This window comes from Thiocystis violascens DSM 198, assembly GCF_000227745.2.
GTDB classification, from domain to species: Bacteria; Pseudomonadota; Gammaproteobacteria; order Chromatiales; family Chromatiaceae; genus Chromatium; species Chromatium violascens.
Window position 1 is genome coordinate 2,881,982 of the sequence record NC_018012.1, and the last position, 23,019, is coordinate 2,905,000.

The window sequence follows — 23,019 nt, forward strand, 5'->3', positions numbered from 1 at the left end:
GCGCTTCGCGGCGATCGCCGACGAGGCGTAACATTCGCAGCCCGACGAGGCGGCCGCGAGGTTCGAGAATGAGCCTTGCTGGGCCGGCGGCCGGCTGTGCGGATCGGATGACTTGGGGTAGTCTTGCGGACTTTCGCCCACGTGTCCGAGCAACGCGCAGACCGCCTGCCGTGCCCGGCCCCTTCAGAGTCTTCGATGTCCGATCCGATTGCCTGGCTGACCCCCGCGGTCACGACCTTTGGTCTCGTCTTTCTCGCCGAACTGGGCGATAAATCGCAACTCGTTTGCATGACGCTCGCGGCAAGACATCGGCACGGGCCGGTGCTGGTCGGCTCCATTGCCGCCTTCGTGGTGCTGAATACCCTGGCGGTGGTGTTCGGCGTCGGGTTGGCTCAGTGGATTCCGGAGCGAATCCTAGCCGGTATCGTCGCGATCCTCTTCGCGGTCTTCGGGGTGATGTCGCTGCGCGCCACCGAGGACGAAGACGGCGATGTTGTGCATGAACGCCGCGTCGATGGTGTCGCGCTGACGACCTTCCTGATGATTCTGCTGGCCGAGATGGGCGATAAGACGCAACTGGCGGTTGCCGGTCTGGCGAGCAGCCTGCCGCCGCTCTCGGTGTGGATCGGCGCTACCCTGGCCTTGTCCGTGACCTCGGCGCTGGGCGTGCTGGTGGGATGCCGATTGCTGAGGCTTATGCCGCTGCATCGGCTGCACCAGGCGAGCGGAGTCTTTTTCCTGCTGCTCGCGGGTGTTGCGCTCGCCAAGGTTTTTTAGCCGCGGTTTGTCGGTCAGGTTGACGCGAGCGGTCGGTGGAAGGCGCGACCGTCGACCAGGCAGGTTACGGCCCGGCGACGCCAACGTCCGGCAGGCGGCTAGACATTGAACCGGAAGTGGACGATGTCGCCGTCCTTGACCACGTATTCCTTGCCTTCCGAGCGCAATTTGCCGGCCTCTTTCGCGCCCTGTTCGCCCTTGCAGGCGACGAAGTCGTCATAGGCGATGACCTCGGCACGGATGAAGCCGCGCTCGAAATCGGTGTGAATCACGGCGGCGGCCTTGGGCGCCTTGGCGTTTTTGGGGATGGTCCAGGCACGGACTTCCTTGGGGCCGGAGGTGAAATAGGTGTCGAGTCCCAGCAGACGGTAGCCGGCGCGGACCACCCGGTTCAGCCCCGGCTCGTCGAGTCCCAGGTCGGTCAGGAACTCATTGCGCTCGCTCTCTTCGAGTTCGACGATCTCCGCCTCGATGGCGGCGCAGACGGCGACGACCTCGGCGCCTTCCGAGGCGGCGAGCGCGACCACTTTGTCGAGCAGCGGATTGTCGACGAAGCCGTCCTCGGCCACGTTGGCGATGTACATGGTGGGCTTGGCCGTCAGCAGGAACAGATCCCGCAGTTCCAGCAGTTCGTCTTCACTAAAACCCAGCGCGCGCACCGGCTTGCCGGCATCCAACTGGTCGCGCGCCTGTTCCAGCAGCGCCTTGCGGGCGAGGATCTTTTTATCGCCCGTGCGGGCCATGCGCTCGGCGCGGTCGAGCGCCCGCTCGACCGATTCCAGGTCGGCCAGCGCCAGTTCGGTGTTGATGACCTCGATGTCGTCCAGCGGATCGATCCGGCCGGCGACGTGGACCACGTCGTCATCCTCGAAACAGCGCACCACATGCGCGATGGCGTCGGTCTCGCGGATATTGGCCAGGAATTTGTTGCCGAGGCCCTCGCCTTTGGAGGCGCCCGCGACCAACCCGGCGATGTCGACGAACTGCATGGTGGTGGGGATGATCTTCTGCGGCCTGGTGATGGCGGCGATGACATCGAGACGCGGGTCGGGCAGCGGCACCACGCCGACATTCGGGTCGATGGTGCAGAAGGGGTAGTTCTCAGCCGCGATCGTGGCCTTGGTCAGGGCATTGAAAAGGGTCGATTTGCCGACATTAGGCAGGCCGACGATGCCGCATTTGAATCCCATGACAAGAGTCCGCTCGGAAAAGCCGATCATCTTACAGGATTCGCGCGGCGGCACGCCAGACGCAAATCCTGACGCGGGATCAACGGGTTTCGGTCGGCTCCCGATTGTAGCGATCCTCGAAACGCACGATGTCGTCCTCGCCGAGATAACTGCCGGACTGGACCTCGATCAGTTCCAACATGATGCTACCGGGATTTTCCAGCCGATGCGTGGTGCCGACCGGGATGTAAGTGGACTGATTCTCCGTGAGCAGAAAGGATTTGTCGTCACAGGTGACGCGCGCGGTGCCCGAAACCACGACCCAGTGCTCGGCGCGGTGATGGTGCATCTGGAGCGAGAGCGATTCGCCCGGTTTGACGATCAGGCGCTTGACCTGATAGCGCGGCCCCTGTCCGATGGATTCGTAGGAACCCCAGGGCCGATGGACCTGCTGATGATGACGATGCTCGTTGCGGTGCTCGCGCTGGAGGAACTGGGTGACGGCCTTCACGTCCTGCGCGCTGTCCTTGGTGGCGACCAGCACCGCGTCCGGCGTCTCCACCACGATCAGATCGTCGACGCCGATCGCCGCCACCATCCGATGCTGGGCCATCAGCAGATTGTTGCGGGCATTGTGCACGAAGGCATCGCCCGTCAGTACGTTCCCCGCCGCGTCCTGTTCGCGGACCTCCCAGAGTGCCGACCAGGCGCCGACATCGGACCAGCCGACATCGAGCGGCACCACCGCCGCCGGGGGCAGATCGGCGGCGGCGCCGTCCGACAGATGCTCCATGACCGCATAGTCGATGGAGTCGCTGGGGCAGGCGCCGAAGAGTTCGGAATCGAGACGCAGAAAGGCGCCGTCGATCTTGGCGCCGGCGAAGGCCGCAGTCGCGGCCTGCGCGATGTCGGGGCGGAAACGCGCGATCAGGGTCATCCAGAGCGAGGCCCTGAGCACGAAAATACCGCTGTTCCAGAGATAATCGCCGGAGGCCAGATAGCCTTGCGCGGTCTCGACATCGGGTTTTTCCACAAATCCGGCGAGGCCGTAGGCATGGCCCGCGAGTCCCTCCGAGGGGTAGGGCTGGCCCTGACGGATATAGCCGTAACCGGTCTCGGGTTTGCTCGGCACGATCCCGAAGGTCACCACGGCGCCCTGTCGGGCGATCACGCAGGCATCGGCCACGGCCGTGCGGAAACCGGGCTCGTTGCGGATGGTATGATCCGCCGGCATGACCAGCAGGATCGGATCCTCGCCCGCCTGGGTCGCGGCGAGCGCGGCGAGCGTCAGCGCGGGCGCGGTATTGCGGCCCTTGGGTTCGAGAAGGATACCGGCGGGATGGCGCCCGAGGATCCGCATCTGTTCGGCGACCAGAAAGCGGTGTGCTTCTTTACAGACCACCAGCGGATCGGTCTGGCCGATCGCCTGACGCGGATGCTCCTCGTCCAGACCGTCGAGACGCCGCACGGTTTCCTGGAAGAGCGTGTGCTCGCTGGTCAGAGGCAGGAACTGTTTCGGATAGGCTTCGCGGGACATCGGCCAGAGCCGGGTACCGGAACCGCCGGAGAGAATCACAGGTTGTAGTGGCATTGCGGATGACCTGATCCGTGGAGTTGAACGGGAAAATCATGTAACCGTGTCCGGCGGGAGCGACCGTGTTTGGCGGTCGGTTCGACCTGGCATGAACGCACGGGCATCGGTTCTGACGCAGTTGACGTTTTGACGCTTCATTATCATTAAAACCGCGTCTCGCCGGATTTCGCGGATGACCCGCGAGGCGAGGCTCGTTCGCAACCGGGCATGTCGCTCGGGACGCGGTTTCGATTAGAGCAACCGCGGCCTTCGCGGTCAAACACGCACGAGGATCCCGACACGATGAACCCCGAACTCACTCTGCTGGCGCGGCTGCTGCGCGAAACCGCCGCGACCGAAATCATGCCGCGCTGGCACCGCACGCGCGTCGACAGCAAGGCCGATGGCAGTCTGGTCACGGCGGCGGATCTGGCGGCGCAGACCCATCTCGCAGCGGCCCTCGCGCGCGCCTTTCCCGCGATCCCCTTGCTGGGGGAGGAGATGCGCGAATCCGAACAGGAGCGTCTGCTCGCCGCCGCCGAGCGTGGCGTCTGGGTGCTCGACCCGCTGGACGGCACCAGCAACTATGCCAGCGGTTATCCCGGATTCTCGATCTCGCTGGCCCTGATCGAGCAGGGCCAGGCGGTGCTGGGGGCGATCCTCGATCCGGTGCGCGACGAGTGTTTCACCGCCGCCCGAGGGCAGGGCGCCTGTCTCAACGGCGAGCCGATCCGACCCTTCGCCTCCGGCCCGGAACTGGGCGACTGTCTGGCCATGATCGATCTCAAGCGGCTGCCACCCCAATCGCTGGTCGCGCTCTTTCGCCCCGGCGGGTTCCGTTCGCAACGCAATCTCGGATCGGTGGCCTTGGACTGGTGCTGGCTGGCGTCCGGACGCTTTCAGCTCTATCTGCATGGCGGTCAGCGACTCTGGGATTATGCGGCGGGGCGTCTGATCGCGGACGAGGCTGGCGCGGCCTCGCGTCAGTATCGCCGGGACGGCGTCACGCCGAGCGCAGGGCTGACGCTGGAATCCCAGCTCGCCATCGCCGCCGCCAATGAAGACCTGTTGGAGCGCTGGCTGACCTTCGTCGATCTGCCGTTGAAGGCGGCCTGACTCGTCATCCGCGCCCTCGCCATCAGGTTGATTCGTCCGCCGCTGCCCTCAGTTTCGCTTGAACCGAATACGTCCGGCGGCGCCTCTGCCGTCCTCCCGCTTCAACCCGAGGTATTTCCCGATGAGTCACGACCCCAGCGGTCTCGACATGGATCTCTCCAGCGGCATCGCCGCCTTCGAGTCCAAGCAGTTCTCGCGGGCCACGGGCCTGCTGTCTCCGCTCGCCGAGCAAGGCAATGTGGAGGCGCAGTACCGGATGGCGATCATGGCCCAGAACGGGCTTGGCATGCTGCCGAATCCGCTGCTGGCCTACAGTTACATGAAGTCCGCCGCCACGGCGGGTCTCGGGCTTGCGCAGCATGGTCTGGCCTTCATGTACATGCAGGGCGAATGCACCGACAAAAATCCGGCCAAGGCCATCGAATGGTTCAAGAAAGCCGCCGAGCAAGGGCTCGTCGGATCGCTCACGACGCTGGCGCTGATGTACGAAGAGGGCCACGGCGTGGAGAAAGATCAGGAAGAGGCCAACCGGCTCTATCGGCTAGCGGGATTCGACGAGCGCTGAGCGGGCGATGAACGTGAACGAGACTCGCACCTCATGATCGATGAGATGATCTTTCGGCCAGTCCCATCGCCGTCAGATAGGCACTCGTGCTGGCCTCGATTTCATAGGGTTTCGCCGCTTGTTGCAGAATCGGCTTCGCGAGCGGCTGCTCCAGGGTGGCCATCATCGCCCGCGCGAGGGCCACGTCATCGCCAACCGGAACCAGTGGCCCGAAGCGCCCGGCGCCAAGAATCTCGCGCGGGCCGCTCGGGCAATCCGTCGAGACGACCGGCGTGCCGACAGCCAGCGCCTCGATCAGCACGAAGCCCAATCCTTCCCAACGCGAGGTGAAGACAAACAGGTTGGCGTGGGCCATATAGGCATAGGCGTTCGAGACATAACCCGGCAGCGCGACGTCCGCGGCGATGCCCAATTCCTCGGCCAACCTCAGTAAGCGTTCGCGGGCGGCGCCTTTGCCCAGGATCATCAGTCTGCAGGGGCGCTCGGCGCGGACGCGGGCGAAGGCCCGCAGCAGGGTCGCGAAATCCTTGCGGCTGCAAAGCTCCCCGGCGCTCAGGATCAGCGGCGTGCCGGGTTGTCCAAACCAGGGATGTTCGGGACGCGGCAACTCCGACTCGAACAGGCTTGCCGGGATGACGGGCGGCGGTACCACGCGGATCCGAGCGCGCGCCAGCCCCGTGTAATCGGCCATGTCGTCGGCGACCCCGGCACTGGCGACGATCACCTGTTCCGCGAATGGATAGAGCCAACCCATGGAGTGACGCTGGATCCAGCGCTCCAGCACGCCACGCGTCGCGAGGTCGATCGAGATCGTCGTCCCGGAGCGCAGGACCAGGCGCGTCGGCACGCGGGCCATGGCGCGCGCGAACAGCGCCACGCGGTTGACCTTGTCCTTGTCCGAGAGCATCACGGCCGGTCTGTTGCGACGCAAATAGCGGATGACGGCGGGTAGACAGCTCAGGGTATGGCGCGAACCCAGGTCGATCAGGGTGACGCCGTCCGGAATCTCGTCCAGATTTGGACCGTGCTCGCGAACCTTGAGCAAATCCACGCGATAGCCGCGACGCGCCAGTGCCGGGATCAGGTGCTCCGCGGCCCGGTCCACACCGCTGTGCCCGGAGGTCGAGAAAAAACAGGCGATACGATTTGGATCGGGCATGAACGCGAGACCGACTCAGGACAACGACCGCACGGCATTCGCAAACCTGCGCCACGGCCTGCATAAGGTTTGCGAAGAAAGAGGCGTACCGCTTGGCAAAATCGACCCAATGCAGAATAGAGTGAAGCCACGTAACCATTTGCTTTTCTAGGAAACGCGAACGGTCAAAAAATGGCGTTAGGAATAATTATGGGCACGAAAATAAAACCGCCCCCACTGATGCGGCCTTTTTACCTGTTTGGCGCCGCCAGCACAAACCAAACCGCCACGCAGGCGTGATCGTGGTCAGCAGCGACAAACCGATCCAGCGTCCCGACTCAGGGTGTAGCAGCCCCTCCTTTTGTTGTTTTATAACGCTCCGACGTTGCACCACGCAGGCGGATCGATGGCTTTCCATCGGCGATGACCTTCGATGGGCTGGGAGTCGTCTTCGATCTTGTGGACGATCCGAGCCGTTACCGCGCGGTGTCGGTTCAGACTACCCGGCATTTTCAATGCTTTGAGAAATTATTATTTAATTTTTCCGAAATCCGTGTGTATATCCGTACCCGGCGCGCTCACTAACGGAACGTGTTAAATTCGCAAATACTCCCCCATCCCGAGAAAACTCATGGCAAAACGTCATCGGCCAGGGCGGCGCCGCCCGATTCCTCCGCCGATCCCGTGAGACACAAAAAACCCGCCGACTTGGCAGGTTCAGTGCCGGTCTCTCCCGGCTGTCGATCACCCCATGACGCGGGGTTCGTCGTGATTTAACCCAGCCAGCCGCCCTTGTTCACCACGCGATAGACACGCGGCGGATCGGGGCAGGGTCCGGGTTCGCTGGGGCCATCTCGACAAGGCAACCCGGAATCGATGATCGCCTGAATCAGCGCGTCGATTTGTTCGGCGAATTGGGGATGATTGCCGCGCCACTGATTGGCTTCCATCAGCATGGTGTCCAGCGTCAACGGCATGGATTCGCTGGAAAACCGCTCTAGGACTTGGCGCAGTTCCGGGCTAATGACGGCTTGCATGGGTGCAACAGTTTCAGCGTTTGGCACGGGATTTCCCCCTTGATGTTGACGCTTGCGAGCGTTTCACGGTTCGCGCGGATTTCTCGATTGTTAATCACCCAGGAAAACTTCCCAGGGATCCGGGGCAATCGACATTGAAGTTTTTCCACCCCGGAGCGGTGCAACCTGTCGGCCTTTTGGCCGGAGCAGCCTGGGGTGATCAGGATGGAATTCATGGCCGACATTCGACGGCGTCATTTTGTCGACGGGGAGAGCATCGGCGCGATTGCCCGTGAGCTTCGGCGCTCGCGTCCCACGGCTCGCAAAGCGCTGACCACGCTGACCGAGCCGGTCGACCGCCGCCAGCATCCGCCTTTGCCGAAACTGGGGGCGTTCCAAGCCCAGTTGGAACAGTGGCTGGAGCGCGAATCCCGCTTCCCGAGGCGTCAGCGGCGCACGGCGAAACGCTTGTTCGAGGGCTTGCAGGTCGAGGGTTACCAAGGCTCCGATGGCCCGGTACAGCGGTCTGTGACGCGCTGGCAGGTGCGGCGTGGCAGTCATCCGGCCATCACGCAAGCCTTCGTGCCGTTGGCGTTTCCGCCGGGGGAGACCTGTCAATGCGAGTGGAGCCATGAAGAGGTCGAGTTGGGCCGCGTCGTACAGACGAACAAGGTGGCGCACGTTCGCCTGACCGACAGTCGGCCAATCTTCGTGGTGGCCGATCCGCGCGAGACCCAGGAGATGGTCTTCGATGCCCATGTCCGCGCCTTTGCCTGCTTCGGCGGCGCCCCCCAGCGGGTGGTCTACGACAATCTCAAAACGGTGGTGGACGCGATCTTTACCGGGAAGGATCGCCAGTTCAACCGCCGCTTCCTGACGTTGGCCAATCACGATCTGTTCGAGCCGGTCGCCTGCACGCCGGAATCGGGTTGAGAGAAGGGCCAGGCGGAGAATCAGGTCGGCAACGTGCGTGAATGGCGGTTCACCCCGCGGGTGACGTGCAGCGATTGCGCGGCGCCGAATACCTGGTTGGCGACGCGTTGCCAGGAACTCGCGGGGCGTCGACACCCCACCGAGCTGACCCTGACCATGGCCGCGTGTTTTGCCGACGAGCCGCCCTGGCTGCGGGCCGTCACCGCGCCGTTCGATAGCGATGTCGAGCAGACGTTGCGAGTTCTCCAGCACTTGCCTGATCAGCGTCGATCGCAATCGCTAGAGTGTCCCCGTCGTCTGGGCTGGCAAAGTGGTGTCGGTGCGCCTCACCGCCGCGACCCTGCGCATCGTCATCAGCGCCCCGGTCGCGAGCAACGCCAGGCGCCGACTGGCCGCGCCCACACGTCCCGCCGTGCTTGAGAGTCCTTCCAGCCCCACGCTGCGCCGGAACCGCTGGCCGATTGCGCGCGCGACGCCAGCTTGCGGGAGGTCCGTCATGGCCATTGATCGCCTCAGCAAACTCAACGCGCTCCACCTCGACGGCATGGCGATGGCCTGGCGCGCATGGCAAGCGCATCACCTCATCCTGCTCGGGGGCATCGGAACGGGGAAAACCCATCTGGCGACCGCCTTGGGCGTCGCCGCGATCCATCGGGGAAAGCGGGTTCGCTTCGATCACGCGGTCGACCTGGTCAACCAGCTGGAACCGGAAAAACGCCTCGGCGAAGCCGGCGCTCTCGCCAAACAACGCATCCCCATCGATGCCGTCATCATCGACGCGCTCGGGTATCTGCCGTTCCCCGAATCGGGCGGTGCGTTGCTGTTCCATTTGATCCGCCATCGGTACGACAAGACCTCCTTGGTCCTTACCGCCAACCTCAGTTTCGGCGAGTGGGTACAGGTCTTCGGCGACGCCAGGATGACCGCGGCCCTCCTGGATCGCCTCGCCCATCACGGCGACATCCTCGAAACCGGCAACGACTCCTACCGCTTCAAGCAACGCAAAAAGGCGACTCAGACCACCTGAAATGCCCCAGCAACGGGAAAACATTCGATGTTGATCCCTGGTCATTTTTGGATGGTGATTGACACCACAGGAATCTCGGCAGGCTGAATATTCGTTGTTTCAACGCTAATCGGTATGCACATGGTATCCGTTGAAACAACGCTTATTCCCAGCCGTTGCGACAGTTCGCCCGCGATCCGAGCAAAGGCCGGTGCAGACTTGGCGCGATAGGCCATCGGCAGCGCCAGCAGTAACACCGAGTCGGGCAAGGGTCCGAGTGCGGTATCAGGATGCAGCGCCGCATCCGCCTTGCCGATCAATCGGCGCGACCGCTCGCCGGGCGTCAGCGCCGTGCCGGTCTTGGGCCGTCCGCGTGGTTTCGGTTCGTTCAATTTTCGTTGTATCAACGGTTAATCGTGCTTCGATTATCGTTGAGTCAACGGATAATACAAGGGCGGTGTTTCGATCATCGAAACGGGCGCGAAGGGGGTCGTTTTTGGCGATCCCCTATGCCCAGACAAGCAAAAGCCTCGCTTGTGGCGAGGCTTGTAGACACGGCGCTAGATTGCAATCTCCGGTGCGTCGCGGCCTCTTGCGAGGACTTATGCCCGATGCCAAAGCAGAGCGGGGACGCCTTGATACTAGGCGTTCAAAGGTAGTCGGTCAAGCTGGTCAGACCGAGCGCGCGCAGCATGCAATGCTGGATCTGTCGCAGGTTAGCAGGATCAATCACATGTACCACATACTTGCGTTTCCCAGCTGCGTCTTTCCCGTCAAAAGGGAATGACAGCCGCGCGAATGACACGGTGTAGAGCATGTCCGCCTTCACCCAATGGAACAGCGCTTGGTATGGTGGCGGCAAAACCGGATTGATGTGCAGCTTGAAGTGATACGGCGCGATAGCATTCGGAGCCGTCGTGCTCAACGGCACGATTGAACACAATCCTTTGCGCTTCCGCAGCCTTGGCGAAACAACGACTGCGGGGCGGCGTTTCACCATTTCGGGCGGCACGAATCCGCCAAAATCACAGATGACGATGGTGCCTTGTCCTGGGTGGAATGGAATCGGCATACCTGCCTCTCGATGCCAGCGGGTGATGCAGAGTAACCGCAAATTCGGTTGGCGATCCCCTTTCCCACGCACGAACCCTCACGGCAAACTCCGCAACAGGCGATCCAGGATCTCGGCGCGTCGCTCGCCATCGTCAACGCTCCCGATGTCGATCAGTCCATCCTGCAAGGCATCGGCTATACCGACAGCTTCGGCGCGGTCCCTGGGGGCGAGGGTCAGCAACAACCCTTCGGCGAACCGCTCTCGGAGCGCGGCTCGAAACCATAACTGTCTGAGTGCGCGGTCTTTCTCATGGCGTCTCGAACCCGACACAGCCATTGCCAGTATCGGATTTCCGAAACCGCTTCGGTCAGGGTCGCCGGGTTGACGCCAGCGGCGAAGGCATCCGGTGTCAGCGTTGACCAGCCGTCCCAAGCGTCCGGCAGTCGGATCGTCCGCAAGACCATCGCCTCGGCGGGGGTCGGCTCCAGGGCGGCGGCGAGGCTTCCGAAGGCGGCGAGACCTTCCAGGTACCGCGTGATCCGCTCCCGCGCACGGTCGGCCTTGTGCGCGATGTCGGCAATACCAATCGAACCGAGCGCGACCGCTAACGGATGCGCGCCGGGTTGCCGGGTCAGCCAGGCAGAATAGCGGTCTTCAAGCTGCTTTGCCGGGGTCTTGATCCGGGTCGCGGCCTCGACCGCTTGATCCAGTGCAGCGGGATCGGTCGCGGTCGCCGGTGATGGTCTCGGCTTGGGGCAAGGTCCGCACCATCAAGGCGGTGCAGTCGCTCGGGTCGCCCTGGGGGATGGCGAACAGCGCACGATGCTCGGGGTTGCCTGATTTCTCGTTACGGGTGACGAAAATAGGCATCGGCGATTTCTCGTCACCACGCGAATCGGTGACGATAATTCGTGCTCGGCGTTGCTCACGATACCGGCGTTGCCGCTCGGCGCCGGCCAGCGCCTGCCCCGTGGCGGGGCGGCCTCGTTTCGGTGCGAGCAATGCGCGCGTCCCTGCTGGCTGGGTGCGTTCTCGTTGTACCGGAGCGCCGCGCCGTCCATCGGGCCGATGATGGGGGCCAACTTCAGCAGCAGGTCAACCATGGCAACCGGGTTTTCAGCGTCGAAACAACTATAGCCCGCGTCGCCCGGGGTCGCGTGGACCAGATCAATTCGGTTCCCGACGATGATCGCCGATTGCTGGCCGTCCATCCGCTTCAGTGCAGCCGTCAGACTTTGATAGCAGCCGTCTTCCAGCGCCATTGCCAGGATTTGCTTGTCGTCTCGATAGGATTTCATCGTCCTGCTCTCCCATCCATCGCCCACAGCTGCCCGTATAACCCCGGATACCGTTCTTTTCCTGATCACTGGTTTGGGTCATCGGCGGTCGGCAAAAATCCCACGCAACGCTCCAGACGATCCTGGTCGGGTTCGTATTGCGTACCTGTCAGCGGTAGCTCTCCGCGTCCAGCCACCATGCAGCGGCCATTGCGGGCGAGGTTGCGACACTGGCGACAGGTGCGGCGGATGTCGGCCAGTTGATCGGGCGTGGAGCCGTTGGCCGCTTTCAGTGATGAAAGACGGTCCCCGAAAGCGTTGTTCAGCGACTCCAGTTGAACCAGCGGATCGGCAGCGCGGGAGATCTCCGACTCCAGCCGATCCCCGATTGACTCCACGATCTCGGTGGTCGCAATCCCCAGCCGCACGCATTCGTGATAGAGCCACGCCAGCCGCTCGGGATAGCGCGCCAGTCCGTCCATGAAGGCGACGATGTCTTCGGGGTGATCCTCTTCGATATGCCGCAGGTAGGCTTGGGCCTGTTCCCGGTTCGCCGGGTGCAATGCGGGTGCTGGATCGTCCGGCTCGGGTTCTGGCGCGACCACTGCGCCAGGGTACTTCGCCTGGATCTCTTCCAGGCTGTCCGGGGTGCTGGTGGCATGCGAGACGGTGCGCCCGTCTGGATGCTCGATCAGCCAGAGGCGAGATTTTTTGCCGGCTTCGGTTCCCTGGTTCCCTCATTTTCGGAGAAATGAGTAGTCCGCCGTTGGCGTTTATTTTCATTCTGTGGACGGCTTCCGGCATCCCTTCCATGCTCGGTTCCCTCTACCTTTTCGTTTTTTTCCGGGGAACCCGGGGAACTCGGGGAACTCGGGGAACTGCTTTGTTCTGTAAATGGTTTTCCGGTTCCCCCATGCGGATTCGCTGGGTGATCCGGGGGAACCGCGTTCGTCGCGCGCCGCTGGATCAGTGCTTGCAGGCTCATTGCTCGCCCTCCTTGGGTGCAATGGCGTACAGGCTTTGGGATCGCCCTTGCGCCTTGGTTTTTTCGACCGCTTGCCGGTGTCGCGCTCGGCAATCCATCCGCTGTCGTCCAGGGCATCCAGGACGCGCCGCACGTCGAAACCTTCGGACGCTTCCCGCAACCCGGCAGGCGTGAACAGATAGACGCACTCGCCGGTGGCGTTGTCTTTCCACCAGCCCGCGCGGTTATAAACGGTCGCGTCATCCTTCTTGGGATAGGTGCCGTAAGGGGTCGGGTCGTCGTCCTTCTTGGGGTGCAGCGCGGAAAACCGACTATCCCCATGGCGCGCGATGAAATCGGCGATGGCTTGAAGGATTTGGCGTGTCTCGGTTTGCCCTTTGCCCCGCTGTTCTTTCCAGGCGGTATAGGCGATGGCGGCGGCGTCCAGTGCTTCCCCTTCCGGCCAGGGCAAGATGCCCCATTCAATCGCCAGTTCCCCGGCCATGGCGACCGTGCGAAGGCATTGGCCGCGCGCCCCTCTAGTACCTCTTTCCGCTTAATCTTGCGCAGATATGATCGTAGGAGTATTTCTTAAGGCTGGTTATCAAGAGAGACTCCCTATGGTCAAGTATGTTGTGCGGCTCACCGAGGAGGAGCGAACGGCACTGACGGAGGTGATCGGCAAAGGCAAGGCAGCGGCCCGAAAGATCAAACATGCGAACGTCCTGCTCAAGCTCGATGCCGGTGGGCCCGGTTGGAGCGATGCGCAAGCCGCAGACGCCTTCGACTGCAGCGCGCGCACGGTCTTCAGCATCCGACAACGCTTTGTCGAGGCCGGCTTGGAGGCGGCGCTGGAGCGCAAGAAGCGCGAGCACCCGCCGCGTGAACGACTTCTGGACGGGGACGGCGAGGCACAACTGGTGCGCCTCGCCTGCTCCGCACCGCCTGAAGGACAGGCACGCTGGACCCTCACGCTCTTGGCCGAAAGCCTCGTCGAGTTGCAGGTCGTGGAGACGATCTCGCCGCAAACCGTCATGCGTACGCTCAAAAAAACGTTCTGAAACCGCACCTGCGCACGTGCTGGGTGATTCCGCCCGAGCACAATGCCGAGTTCGTGGCCTGCATGGAAGACGTTCTGGAGGTCTATCGCCGTCCCGATGATCCGCAGCGCCCGGTGATCTGCCTCGACGAGCAGCCGACACAGCTGATCGGCGAAACCCGCACGCCGATTCCGCTGCAACCCGGCCAAGCACAACGCTACGACTACGAATACGAACGCATCGGCACCGCCAACAACTTCATGATCGTCGAGCCACTGGCTGGCTGGCGCAAGGTCAGCGTCCGCGCCACCAAGACCGCGCTTGATCTCGCCAATGAGCTCAAGGAGCTGCTGGACGTCGATTACCCTAAGGCTGAAAAGGTCGTTCTGGTTTGGGACAATCTCAACACCCATGCGCCGGCGTCGCTGTACAAAGCCTTTCCGCCGCAGGAGGCGCGTCGACTCTTGGACCGCCTGGAGATCCACTACACCCCCAAACACGGCAGCTGGCTCGACATCGCCGAGATCGAGCTCAGCGTCTTCACCAAGCAGTGTCTCGATCGGCGCATCGACAACATCGACACCCTGCGCAGCGAGGCCAAGGCTTGGGAGGATCGCCGCAATGCTTCCGGGGCTGTTGTCGACTGGCAGTTCACGACCGACAATGCACGCATCAAGCTCAAACGCCTATATCCGCAACTTAATGAGGAATGAGGTACTAGCCCGGTCTCGGCCTTGAAGTCATCCAGCGCCGTGAGGTCTGCCAGGGTCTCGCCGTAGTCCCTGGGGTCGCCGATCATCCGCTCAATGAAGGCCGGTCCCGCGTGCCCATAGTGACGGGTCGCGCTCGCCTTCAATCCATCGGCGAAGGCTCGCCCATCGGCCAGGTCGTGCAGCGTGTCGAAAACGCCATGGCGCCGGGTGCAAGGCACGTCGAGTAGTCGCGCTTCCTGTCCGGCCTTGGCGCGCTTGCCGCCCTCGGCCATGGTCGCGGTCAAGGTGCGTTCGCCGGATGACAGTAGGATGACGCGCCAGCGCCAGACCTCACGGGCTTTGCCGGTGCGGGCCGCGCGGCTCTTACCGGTGCCGTTGCCGATGGCGTAGATGATGGCGCCAAGGTCGCGCGGGTCAGCCTCGCTGATTTCGTCCAGAATCAAGACGGTATCGTTGAGCGCGGCGGCGACGCCCTCTAATCCGTTGCCGGTCGCACGCCAAGTGCGGATAAAGCCAGTGCCGCCCCAGCAGGACGCGCCAGCCATCAACAGGGTTGATTTCCCGGTACTCGAATCCCCGACCTCGTGAAACCCGCAGCCAGGACGATGGACGCGATCTAGCAGCGGTCCAGCCAGCGCCGCCGATACCGCAAACTGCATCGTGGGATTCCCCACGTAGCGCGCCGCGATCTCCGAGCGCCAGCCGTCGAACGTCCCGGCCTGGGTGAATTCGTCATGGTCGGCTTGCTCGGATTGATAGCGAACGTCGCCGGTCCCGATGATCCGGTTCGGCAGGACGAACACGGTTCCCCCGGAATGCCAGCCGGTACAGGTCGCGGCGAGGACGCGCCGCTTGGGGTAGCGACTCATCAAGTAGGCGTTCAGCAGGCGATGCGATGATGGGTCAATCCGCACGCCAAGGTTCAGCAGTTCCCCGCGCCGCTCATCACCTATCACATTCTGGCAAACTGCCGCTCAGTCGATGTTGAGGTGATTGAGGATCATGGGAAGCGTCAAACGATTGGCTGATGAAGTGGCGTGCGGGCTGCGCGAGGTGCACCCGCGTCTGCGCAAGACGGTGGTGAGCAAGCTGGCGTTGGCGGTCGGGGCGATGATCGAAGGCCAAACCCCGAACACGGTGGAGTTGGCCAATCTGCTGCCCTTGGACACCGAGCGGCAGGACATGCGCGAGCAATGGCTGAGGCGTTTGCTGAAGAATCCGCGGTTGGGTCCGGGAATGGTGATTGAGCCCTTTGCACGAGCGGAGTTGGCGAAGGCGGCCAGCCATGGTCAGACGGTGTTGTTGAGCCTGGACCAAACCGATTTGGGTGATCGGATGGCGCTGCTGATGGTGGCGTTGCGGGTGGGTGATCGCGCGATACCGCTGGCGTGGCGGGCTGAGGAAGGGGCGGCCAATCTCGGCTTCGCGGGCCAGCAGGTGGTGTTGGAGCCGCTCCTGGCCTGGCTGCCGTCCGGGGCGCGCGTGCTGCTATCGGCGGACCGGTTCTATCCGTCGGCGGGCCTGTTCGGGTGGCTCCAAGCCCGGGGCTGGAGCGACCGGCTGCGCCTGAAGAGCAACGTGCTAACGGATACCGGGCAGGGCGATGAGACGACGACGGGCGCGTTGGCACACGGGGTGACGGAACGTTACTTCACCGGTGTGCGCCTGTTTGCGCAGGGGGTGATCACGAACCTCGGGATCCTGCACGAGGATGGCCACCCCGAGCCGTGGATCATTGCCATGGACGCCGCCCCGACACGGGCAAGCGTGCTTGACGACGCTGCTCGCTGGGCCATCGAACCGATGTTCTCCGACGTCAAGGGCCGGGGCTTCGACTTGGAGGATTCGCAACTCCAGCATGCCGAGCGTTTGGAGCGACTGGTGCTCATCATGGCCTTGGCCATGTACTGGTGTGTTCGCGCCGGCCGAGACGAGGGGCTGAACGATCCGACACCACTCGAAAAAAAGTCCAGGCGCAGAACGACCCCGCGCATTGGAGCTTCAGGAAACTCTATCGTAGCCTGGTCTCGTGGTTCACGCGCGGCCTGCGCCGTCTGAAGCGGTGCCTTCAAAACGACCTCCCGTTGCCCGCTTTTCATGCCCGTGAGTAACTGATAGGTGATGAGCCCCGCGCAGTTCCTCGCCCGATTCCTTGAGCATGTGCATGGGCATGGGCATGGTCCACTCGCGTTCGCGCCCGCTGGCATTTGCGGAACCGCAGCAGTAGCCCGTAATCCGCGTCACGCTCGCCATGCGCTAGGGCGTCGGCATAGAGCGGCGAGCAAATCCATTGGTCGATGTCCGTCTCGTCCTTGAGTCCGTGCCACCACAAACCCGGCTTGCCGTAACCCGTGAACCCTTCCTGAATCGAGAAACCGGGTCGGTCAACGGCGGGTTTGGTCTTGGCGGTTCCCTCGCTGGTTCCCTCGGTTCCCTGGGGATTTTCGCCGGGGGAACCGCTGTAGCCCGCGCCATTGCTGAAGGTTCCCCCGGTTCCCTCGGTTCCCTCGGAAAATACAAAGGGTGACGCAGTTTCGACCATCCTCTCAATCTGCATCCGCACGGCATCCAGACCTTGCGCCTGGTGCAGATCGTTGAAGTCGGTCGCGCCCTCGGGTCGCTCGGGTCCGAAGTCTGGCGCAACCAACGGGATCGGCGGTCGGAAGGAACGCGCCGCCTTGAGCGCCGCCGTGATCGGTTCGCCAGTGCCCTTATCCAGATCCGCCAGCAGCACTATCCTCGCCTGGGGAAACCGAACGCGCATGGCAGAAATGACCTTGGGAAAATTCGACACCGACAGCGCCGCAATCACGGGGTATCCGCTCGCTTCCTTGGCCGATAGCGCGGTTGCCACACCCTCGCCAATCAGCAGTGTGAAGTCGGCGCCTGGATCGTCCGGCAGATACTGCGCCGCCCAATACCCGCCTGTTTTGGTGCCTTGCCCCGTGAGCGCGGTCTTGCGTCCGTCGCCGTCGATCAGTTCGAGACTCGACAGATGCGGGCGTCCGTCGATCTGGATCGGCGCGACCAGCAGCGGGCCTTTCAGTTGCACGCCTTTTGCTTGGGGCTGATACCCCAGCAGGATTGCCGCGTCGTTCGCGTCGATCTGTAGCAGCTTGTCGGTTGGCGCGACGCCCTTCTTGACGAGGTACGGGTGGTTGGGGTCAGCAGGGCTTGATGCGGTCCAGATGGACAACGCCCGGCGTGCGGTTTCGGCTTGCTCGCGGGCCAGATCCTCGGCCGCTTTCCGGGCTTGCTCATCGGCAATCCGCTTGCGCTCGGCGAGTTCTTCAGGCGTTGGCGGCTCGGGCGCTGGGGTCCGGGTGTCGATTCCCATGTGCTCGGCAACCGCCAGATAGGCTTCTCGTTTGCTCCATCCGTGCACATGCGACAGCAGGTCGAACCCGTCGCCCGACTGCGTATCCCCGCCGCCGCCACACACCCAACTCCCGGAACCGTTGCGGTTGTCGAAGCGAAAGAGATCCGTACCGCCACAGCCAGGGCAAGGGCCGTGCTCGTCTTGGAGTCGTTCCCGCTCCACACCGAGCGCGGGGAGGATGTCCAGCCACTTGCCCTTGACGGTTTGCGGCAAGACTTCCAGCGCCCGCTTGCGGGCTTCGTAGCAGTCGAAACACAGCGGGGCCGATGGCGCGCTGTGCGGCGGCTTGAACTCCGCACCACAGGCGGTGCAAGTGCGTGGTTCGCGCGCCCTCTGGTTGCGTTCCTCGACCCTTGCGGTGACGGCGAGGTCTTCGGGCGTGCCCTCGAACGCCAGCGCCGATCCTTCATCGACTTCGGCGGCGATGCCCTCGAAGTACGCGGCGACAGGCGGCAGCTCGGGTGCTAGATCGTCTAGCTCGGGATCTGGCGGGGTGGGCATGTGCAACCGCTTATCGAATTCCATGGCGGCCTTGCTGGGGCGGGGTGCGCGGGCGGTGGTGGCGGTCATCGTGCCATCTCCTTCATCCCGTACTGCATCCCCATCCATCGGTGAAATTCAATCGCCTTGATCTCGTCGAGACTCAAGAAGGCATCCTTGGCGAGACTGAGCCGATCAACCGCGCCGCGCCCACTGTGATCTCCTGACAGTGGGCTAAAGAAGTTAGTTTTTTTCTGAATTTCAACAAATGCGCATTCCACGCCATTCGGCCACCTGTTGCAGCAACATCCGGCCGGCGATTCCAGCGGCATTCGGCCACCCGTTCCACGGCGATTCGACCGGGGCAGTCGGAGCGAAGCGACGCAGGCGGGTCATTGGTACGCGGCGGATCCGGCCGGCGTCAACGTCCGGGCGTGGCGTTTGCGCATCGACTCGCCGTTGAGGGTGATCCGGTCGGCGTTGTGGACCAGACGATCGAGGATCGCGTCGGCGAGAGTGGGATCCCCGATCAAGTCGTGCCAATGGTCAACCGGAAGCTGGCTGGTGATGCGCGTGGCACGCCGCCCGTGGCGATCCTCGCGCAGCTCGCGCCGCCCCTCGGCGTCCTGCCCCATGAGCCCCCCGTCGTCCAACAGCAGTAAATCGGTGTTGGCGAAGCGGCACATGAGCTTGGGGAAGCCGCCGTCGGCATGGGCGAGGCGCCGTTCCTCGAAGAGGCGCTGTGCTTGAGCTTGGCCCGGCGCAGGCGGGTCTGCAGGCGGCGCTCCTCGCGTGCGGTCAGTTCTCGGTCCACGCGCAGTCCGCGGCGCTCCTCGAAGCTCAGGGTGTGGATCTCGGGCCAGTCGAACGGCTCGCGCCGGGCGGCGGACATGCCGGTGAGGCGCCGCTGTTGGAGCTTCTCCAGGGTGGGGTGATGCAGCAGGGGTGTGCAACTCCTCTGCGAGGGCGTGAGGGTCAGTGGAAATAGGCCGGACCACGAAGATGGTCGTGACCCTCACGCTCGCCTAGGCGCAGGATCCCCAGACAGGAGCGCAAGCCCGGCTGGGGATGCGCACGGTTGGCGAGGATGTGGCCGATGGCCCCGGCAGTGGCCGGTCCGCGCTTCTCGGCCCAGCGCACCAGGCGCTCGGGGGGCCATTCGGCGAACTCGCGATGGGCCTTTGGGCATGTGCTCGGCCACGGTGGTGTGGCGCCCCTTCAGGGCGGAGCGCACATGGCTGGCCACGCGCTGGCGCTGGTGGAAGCAGTCGACCGTGTGGTCGACGAGGCGCACGTCCAGCGCCTGCTTCGCCAGGGGGTAGGGCACGGCCCGTCGACCTCGACGTGAGCGTCGATGTTCAACCGTACCCGTTTGCAGGTCGCGTAGACGTCAGGGACCGGGGGGAGCGGGCGCAGCGCCGGACGATCGATCGTCTCGAAGGCCGTGCGGCGCGAACCGGGCAGTTTCTTGAAGGGCCGCTGATTGAGCCGTTCCAGCAGGGCGGCGATCGCCGTGTTCAGTGCGTTTAGGCTGAAGCAGGTCTGGTGGCGCAGGGCCGCCAGGATCCCGCGCTCGACGAGCTGCACCCCGGTCTCCGCCTTGGCGCAAGTCGTCCCGGTTTGCGCACCGCCACGAAGGTCTGCGCGGTGCGGATCTCCCCGCTGGCCGGATCGACGACCTCCGCTGTCTGCCCGGCATCGTCGATAAACAAATGGCCGTGGAATCAGTGGCCAAATGGGCGTGGATTACGCGCGCAAAGCAACGCCCCCGACCTTTTTGAGGACGGGGGCGTTGGGGAGAGGGCCCTGGCGGTGACCTACGTTCGCATGGGGAGGCCCCACACTAGCATCGGCGAGCCACCGTTTCACGTCTGAGTTCGGGAAGGGATCAGGTGGTTCCAGTGGTCTATGGCCGCCAGGGAAAGCGTTGACGGCGTCCGCCGGGGCGGGGCCATCGAAACTTGGCGTGATCGTTGTGAATCCGGACCCAACGCGCTTGGGTGTTATATGGTCAAGCCGCACGGTCAATTAGTACGGGTTAGCTCCATCCATTACTGGACTTCCACATCCCGCCTATCCACGTCGTAGTCTTCGACGGACCTTCAGAGGCATCGAGTGCCTAGGGAGACCTCATCTTGGGAGGGGCTTCCCGCTTAGATGCTTTCAGCGGTTATCCCGTCCGAACGTAGCTACCCGGCAATGCCACTGGCGTGACAACCGGAACACCAGGGGTTCGTCCACTCCGGTCCTCTCGTACTAGGAGCAGCTTCCCTCAAGTCTCCAACGCCCACGGCAGATAGGGACCGAACTGTCTCACGACGTTCTAAACCCAGCTCGCGTACCACTTTAAATGGCGAACAGCCATACCCTTGGGACCGACTTCAGCCCCAGGATGTGATGAGCCGACATCGAGGTGCCAAACACCGCCGTCGATATGAACTCTTGGGCGGTATCAGCCTGTTATCCCCGGAGTACCTTTTATCCGTTGAGCGATGGCCCTTCCATACAGAACCACCGGATCACTAAGACCTACTTTCGTACCTGCTCGACGTGTCTGTCTCGCAGTCAAGCACCCTTATGCCTTTGCACTAAACTCCCGATTTCCGACCGGGATTAGGGTACCTTCGTGCTCCTCCGTTACGCTTTGGGAGGAGACCGCCCCAGTCAAACTACCCACCATGCACGGTCCCTGCTCCGGATGACGGAGCGAGGTTAGAACGTCAAACAGACCAGGGTGGTATTTCAAGGATGGCTCCCTCGGAACTGGCGTCCCAAGTTCACAGCCTCCCACCTATCCTACACAAGTCGGTTCAACGTCCAGTGCAAAGCTATAGTAAAGGTTCACGGGGTCTTTCCGTCTAGCCGCGGGAACTCGGCATCTTAACCGAGAATTCAATTTCACTGAGTCTCGGGTGGAGACAGCGCCGCCATCGTTACGCCATTCGTGCAGGTCGGAACTTACCCGACAAGGAATTTCGCTACCTTAGGACCGTTATAGTTACGGCCGCCGTTTACCGGGGCTTCGATCAAGAGCTTCTCCTTGCGGATAACCCCATCAATTAACCTTCCGGCACCGGGCAGGCGTCACACCCTATACGTCCACTTTCGTGTTGGCAGAGTGCTGTGTTTTTAATAAACAGTCGCAGCGGCCTGGTCACTGCAACCCCGTTCGGCTCCGCCCGCAAGGGGCTTCACGTACTTGGGGCGTACCTTCTCCCGAAGTTACGGTACTATTTTGCCTAGTTCCTTCACCCGAGTTCTCTCAAGCGCCTGGGGATTCTCACCCTGCCCACCTGTGTCGGTTTGGGGTACGGTCACGCACGACCTGAAGCTTAGAGGCTTTTCTTGGAAGCGTGGCATCGATCACTTCGTGCCCGTGGGCACTCGTCGTCACGCCTCGGCATTAAGGGTCCGGATTTGCCTAAACCCTCTGCCTACACGCTTGAACCGGGACAACCAACGCCCGGATGACCTAGCCTTCTCCGTCCCCTCATCGCAGTCGTGCCTGGTGCCGGAATTTTAACCGGCTTCCCATCGATTACGCGTTTCCGCCTCACCTTAGGGGCCGACTCACCCTGCGCCGATGAACGTTGCGCAGGAAACCTTGGGCTTTCGGCGGGGGGGACTCTCACCCCCCTTGTCGTTACTTATGTCAGCATTCGCACTTCCGATACCTCCAGCATGCCTTACAGCACACCTTCGACGGCGTACGGAACGCTCCCCTACCATGCCAGTTGCCTGGCATCCGCAGCTTCGGTACATGGCTTGAGCCCCGGTACATCTTCCGCGCAGGCCGACTCGACCAGTGAGCTATTACGCTTTCTTTAAAGGATGGCTGCTTCTAAGCCAACCTCCTGGCTGTCTGGGCCTTCCCACATCGTTTCCCACTGAGCCATGATTTAGGGACCTTAGCTGGCGGTCTGGGTTGTTGCCCTTTTGACGACGGACGTTAGCACCCGCCGTCTGTCTCCCGCGATGGCACTTGCCGGTATTCGGAGTTTGCATCGGGTTGGTAAGCCGGGATGGCCCCCTAGCCGACACAGTGCTCTACCCCCGGCAGTGAACTCGCGAGGCGCTACCTAAATAGCTTTCGGGGAGAACCAGCTATCTCCGAGCTTGATTAGCCTTTCACTCCGACCCACAGCTCATCCGAATCTTTTTCAACAGATCCCGGTTCGGGCCTCCAGTGGGTGTTACCCCACCTTCACCCTGGCCATGGGTAGATCGCCCGGTTTCGGGTCTACTCCCAGCGACTGAACGCCCTATTCAGACTCGCTTTCGCTACGCCTCCCCTAGTCGGTTAAGCTTGCCACTGAGAAGTAAGTCGCTGACCCATTATACAAAAGGTACGCAGTCACCCCTTGCGGGGCTCCCACTGCTTGTACGCAGACGGTTTCAGGTTCTATTGCACTCCCCTGATCGGGGTTCTTTTCGCCTTTCCCTCACGGTACTGGTTCACTATCGGTCGGTCAGGAGTATTTAGCCTTGGAGGATGGTCCCCCCATGTTCAGACAGGATAACACGTGTCCCGCCCTACTCGTTTTCACGCTGCGGTAGTTTTCGTGTACGGGGCTATCACCCGGTGTCGCTGACGTTTCCACGTCATTCCACTAACATCCACAATGCTTAAGGGCTAATCCCCGTTCGCTCGCCGCTACTAAGGGAATCTCGGTTGATTTCTGTTCCTCCAGGTACTGAGATGTTTCAGTTCCCTGGGTTTGCCTCACATCCCTATGGATTCAGGATGTGATACCTGGCTTGCGCCAAGTGGGTTTCCCCATTCGGAGATCCTCGGATCAAAGCTTGTTTGCCAGCTCCC

The 23,019-nt window shown here is 62.7% G+C and carries 19 protein-coding genes, 2 rRNA genes and 4 pseudogenes (1 of these 25 running past the window's edge); 8 read left to right on the forward strand and 17 right to left on the reverse strand.

All coding sequences use genetic code 11. The features are described from left to right. Nucleotides 1-195 precede the first annotated feature (195 nt). Nucleotides 196-777 (forward strand): TMEM165/GDT1 family protein, encoded by a 582-nt coding sequence (locus THIVI_RS12735; protein WP_014779002.1) that lies wholly within the window; start codon nt 196-198, stop codon nt 775-777. A gap of 98 nt (nt 778-875) precedes the next feature. Here the strand turns inward: THIVI_RS12735 and ychF are convergent, their stop codons facing one another. Next, nucleotides 876-1,967, reverse strand: a complete 1,092-nt coding sequence (gene ychF, locus THIVI_RS12740) for a redox-regulated ATPase YchF (RefSeq protein ID WP_014779003.1) — start codon at nt 1,965-1,967, stop codon at nt 876-878. 79 nt (nt 1,968-2,046) lie between these two features. Continuing rightward, complete coding sequence (locus tag THIVI_RS12745; RefSeq protein ID WP_014779004.1) at nt 2,047-3,537, reverse strand: mannose-1-phosphate guanylyltransferase/mannose-6-phosphate isomerase; 1,491 nt, start codon at nt 3,535-3,537, stop codon at nt 2,047-2,049. 285 nt (nt 3,538-3,822) lie between these two features. Between THIVI_RS12745 and THIVI_RS12750 the strand changes: the two genes are divergently transcribed. Beyond that, nucleotides 3,823-4,635, forward strand: a complete 813-nt coding sequence (locus THIVI_RS12750) for an inositol monophosphatase family protein (RefSeq protein WP_014779005.1) — start codon at nt 3,823-3,825, stop codon at nt 4,633-4,635. Nucleotides 4,636-4,756: 121 nt separating this feature from the next. Next, a complete protein-coding gene (locus THIVI_RS12755) occupies nt 4,757-5,200 on the forward strand; it encodes a tetratricopeptide repeat protein (RefSeq protein WP_014779006.1) in 444 nt (147 codons plus the stop codon). 31 nt (nt 5,201-5,231) lie between these two features. Here THIVI_RS12755 and THIVI_RS12760 read toward each other — a convergent pair whose 3' ends face one another. Beyond that, nucleotides 5,232-6,359 carry a glycosyltransferase gene (locus THIVI_RS12760; RefSeq protein WP_014779007.1) on the reverse strand — a complete coding sequence of 376 codons (1,128 nt, stop codon included), beginning with the start codon at nt 6,357-6,359 and terminating at the stop codon, nt 5,232-5,234. A gap of 752 nt (nt 6,360-7,111) precedes the next feature. After that, a complete protein-coding gene (locus tag THIVI_RS12765) occupies nt 7,112-7,375 on the reverse strand; it encodes a hypothetical protein (RefSeq protein WP_014779008.1) in 264 nt (87 codons plus the stop codon). Nucleotides 7,376-7,588: 213 nt separating this feature from the next. On the opposite strand from THIVI_RS12765, the gene istA reads away from it, so the two are divergent. Further along, entirely contained in the window at nt 7,589-8,287 is a 699-nt protein-coding gene (gene istA / locus THIVI_RS12770) for an IS21 family transposase (protein ID WP_157174443.1), read from the forward strand. A gap of 279 nt (nt 8,288-8,566) precedes the next feature. On the opposite strand, the gene THIVI_RS12775 is transcribed toward istA, so the two are convergent. Beyond that, nucleotides 8,567-8,785 (reverse strand): hypothetical protein, encoded by a 219-nt coding sequence (locus tag THIVI_RS12775; RefSeq protein WP_157174430.1) that lies wholly within the window; start codon nt 8,783-8,785, stop codon nt 8,567-8,569. 73 nt (nt 8,786-8,858) lie between these two features. Between THIVI_RS12775 and THIVI_RS12780 the strand changes: the two are divergent. Beyond that, nucleotides 8,859-9,314, forward strand: a pseudogene (locus THIVI_RS12780) (ATP-binding protein); the annotation flags it as partial. A 41-nt stretch (nt 9,315-9,355) separates the two neighbouring features. On the opposite strand, the gene THIVI_RS12785 reads toward THIVI_RS12780, so the two are convergent. Then, on the reverse strand, nt 9,356-9,685 hold the full coding sequence (locus THIVI_RS12785) for a hypothetical protein (RefSeq protein WP_041446981.1): 330 nt from the start codon (nt 9,683-9,685) through the stop codon (nt 9,356-9,358). A gap of 257 nt (nt 9,686-9,942) precedes the next feature. Then, on the reverse strand, nt 9,943-10,365 hold the full coding sequence (locus THIVI_RS12790) for a type II toxin-antitoxin system PemK/MazF family toxin (protein ID WP_014779009.1): 423 nt from the start codon (nt 10,363-10,365) through the stop codon (nt 9,943-9,945). A 48-nt stretch (nt 10,366-10,413) separates the two neighbouring features. Between THIVI_RS12790 and THIVI_RS12795 the strand changes: the two genes are divergently transcribed. Continuing rightward, nucleotides 10,414-10,632 carry a hypothetical protein gene (locus THIVI_RS12795; RefSeq protein ID WP_014779010.1) on the forward strand — a complete coding sequence of 73 codons (219 nt, stop codon included), beginning with the start codon at nt 10,414-10,416 and terminating at the stop codon, nt 10,630-10,632. 485 nt (nt 10,633-11,117) lie between these two features. Here THIVI_RS12795 and THIVI_RS12800 read toward each other — a convergent pair whose 3' ends face one another. The 3 genes from THIVI_RS12800 to THIVI_RS12810 form a co-directional block, all read right to left on the reverse strand. Beyond that, nucleotides 11,118-11,609, reverse strand: coding sequence for a hypothetical protein (locus THIVI_RS12800; RefSeq protein WP_169315574.1), 492 nt, complete (start codon nt 11,607-11,609; stop codon nt 11,118-11,120). A 101-nt stretch (nt 11,610-11,710) separates the two neighbouring features. Next, a complete protein-coding gene (locus THIVI_RS12805; RefSeq protein WP_157174444.1) occupies nt 11,711-12,229 on the reverse strand; it encodes a hypothetical protein in 519 nt (172 codons plus the stop codon). A 174-nt stretch (nt 12,230-12,403) separates the two neighbouring features. Beyond that, the gene (locus tag THIVI_RS12810; RefSeq protein ID WP_041446983.1) at nt 12,404-13,093 is read right to left on the reverse strand and encodes a hypothetical protein; all 690 of its coding nucleotides are present in this window, start codon (nt 13,091-13,093) and stop codon (nt 12,404-12,406) included. 115 nt (nt 13,094-13,208) lie between these two features. Here THIVI_RS12810 and THIVI_RS23740 point away from each other — a divergent pair. Beyond that, a protein-coding gene (locus THIVI_RS23740; protein ID WP_086013615.1) for an IS630 family transposase occupies nt 13,209-14,341 on the forward strand; the annotation gives its coding sequence in 2 pieces (ribosomal slippage) (nt 13,209-13,644 and nt 13,644-14,341; 1,134 coding nt in all). Nucleotides 14,342-14,679: 338 nt separating this feature from the next. Here the strand turns inward: THIVI_RS23740 and THIVI_RS25785 are convergent. Next, nucleotides 14,680-15,297, reverse strand: a pseudogene (locus THIVI_RS25785) (DUF927 domain-containing protein); the annotation flags it as partial. Nucleotides 15,298-15,343: 46 nt separating this feature from the next. Here THIVI_RS25785 and THIVI_RS12825 point away from each other — a divergent pair. After that, nucleotides 15,344-16,399: a transposase gene (locus THIVI_RS12825; protein WP_014777014.1), complete on the forward strand. Its 1,056-nt coding sequence runs from the start codon at nt 15,344-15,346 to the stop codon at nt 16,397-16,399. 37 nt (nt 16,400-16,436) lie between these two features. Here THIVI_RS12825 and THIVI_RS22825 read toward each other — a convergent pair whose 3' ends face one another. From THIVI_RS22825 to THIVI_RS12855, 6 genes and pseudogenes are all read right to left on the reverse strand, one after another. Next, nucleotides 16,437-18,290, reverse strand: coding sequence for a toprim domain-containing protein (locus THIVI_RS22825; protein WP_014779013.1), 1,854 nt, complete (start codon nt 18,288-18,290; stop codon nt 16,437-16,439). Beyond that, entirely contained in the window at nt 18,287-18,532 is a 246-nt protein-coding gene (locus THIVI_RS25120; protein WP_169315575.1) for a hypothetical protein, read from the reverse strand. Before THIVI_RS25120 ends, THIVI_RS22825 begins: the two co-directional genes overlap by 4 nt. Nucleotides 18,533-18,592: 60 nt before the next feature. Beyond that, nucleotides 18,593-19,143: pseudogene (locus THIVI_RS23750) on the reverse strand (ATP-binding protein). A gap of 56 nt (nt 19,144-19,199) precedes the next feature. Then, nucleotides 19,200-19,805, reverse strand: a pseudogene (locus THIVI_RS23755) (Mu transposase domain-containing protein); the annotation flags it as partial. 199 nt (nt 19,806-20,004) lie between these two features. Further along, nucleotides 20,005-20,120 (reverse strand): 5S ribosomal RNA (gene rrf / locus THIVI_RS12850). Between the two features lie 87 nt (nt 20,121-20,207). Further along, nucleotides 20,208-23,019 (reverse strand): 23S ribosomal RNA (locus THIVI_RS12855) (it continues 80 nt past the right edge of the window).

Coding starts and splice junctions, on each gene's coding strand:
- THIVI_RS12735 (WP_014779002.1), top strand. CDS start 196: ATGTCCGATCCGATTGCCTGGCTGACCCCCGCGGTCACGACCTTTGGT.
- ychF (WP_014779003.1), bottom strand. CDS start 1,967: ATGGGATTCAAATGCGGCATCGTCGGCCTGCCTAATGTCGGCAAATCG.
- THIVI_RS12745 (WP_014779004.1), bottom strand. CDS start 3,537: ATGCCACTACAACCTGTGATTCTCTCCGGCGGTTCCGGTACCCGGCTC.
- THIVI_RS12750 (WP_014779005.1), top strand. CDS start 3,823: ATGAACCCCGAACTCACTCTGCTGGCGCGGCTGCTGCGCGAAACCGCC.
- THIVI_RS12755 (WP_014779006.1), top strand. CDS start 4,757: ATGAGTCACGACCCCAGCGGTCTCGACATGGATCTCTCCAGCGGCATC.
- THIVI_RS12760 (WP_014779007.1), bottom strand. CDS start 6,359: ATGCCCGATCCAAATCGTATCGCCTGTTTTTTCTCGACCTCCGGGCAC.
- THIVI_RS12765 (WP_014779008.1), bottom strand. CDS start 7,375: ATGCAAGCCGTCATTAGCCCGGAACTGCGCCAAGTCCTAGAGCGGTTT.
- istA (WP_157174443.1), top strand. CDS start 7,589: ATGGCCGACATTCGACGGCGTCATTTTGTCGACGGGGAGAGCATCGGC.
- THIVI_RS12775 (WP_157174430.1), bottom strand. CDS start 8,785: ATGACGGACCTCCCGCAAGCTGGCGTCGCGCGCGCAATCGGCCAGCGG.
- THIVI_RS12790 (WP_014779009.1), bottom strand. CDS start 10,365: ATGCCGATTCCATTCCACCCAGGACAAGGCACCATCGTCATCTGTGAT.
- THIVI_RS12800 (WP_169315574.1), bottom strand. CDS start 11,609: ATGGCGCTGGAAGACGGCTGCTATCAAAGTCTGACGGCTGCACTGAAG.
- THIVI_RS12810 (WP_041446983.1), bottom strand. CDS start 13,093: ATGGCCGGGGAACTGGCGATTGAATGGGGCATCTTGCCCTGGCCGGAA.
- THIVI_RS12825 (WP_014777014.1), top strand. CDS start 15,344: ATGGGAAGCGTCAAACGATTGGCTGATGAAGTGGCGTGCGGGCTGCGC.
- THIVI_RS22825 (WP_014779013.1), bottom strand. CDS start 18,290: ATGACCGCCACCACCGCCCGCGCACCCCGCCCCAGCAAGGCCGCCATG.
- THIVI_RS25120 (WP_169315575.1), bottom strand. CDS start 18,532: ATGCCGCTGGAATCGCCGGCCGGATGTTGCTGCAACAGGTGGCCGAAT.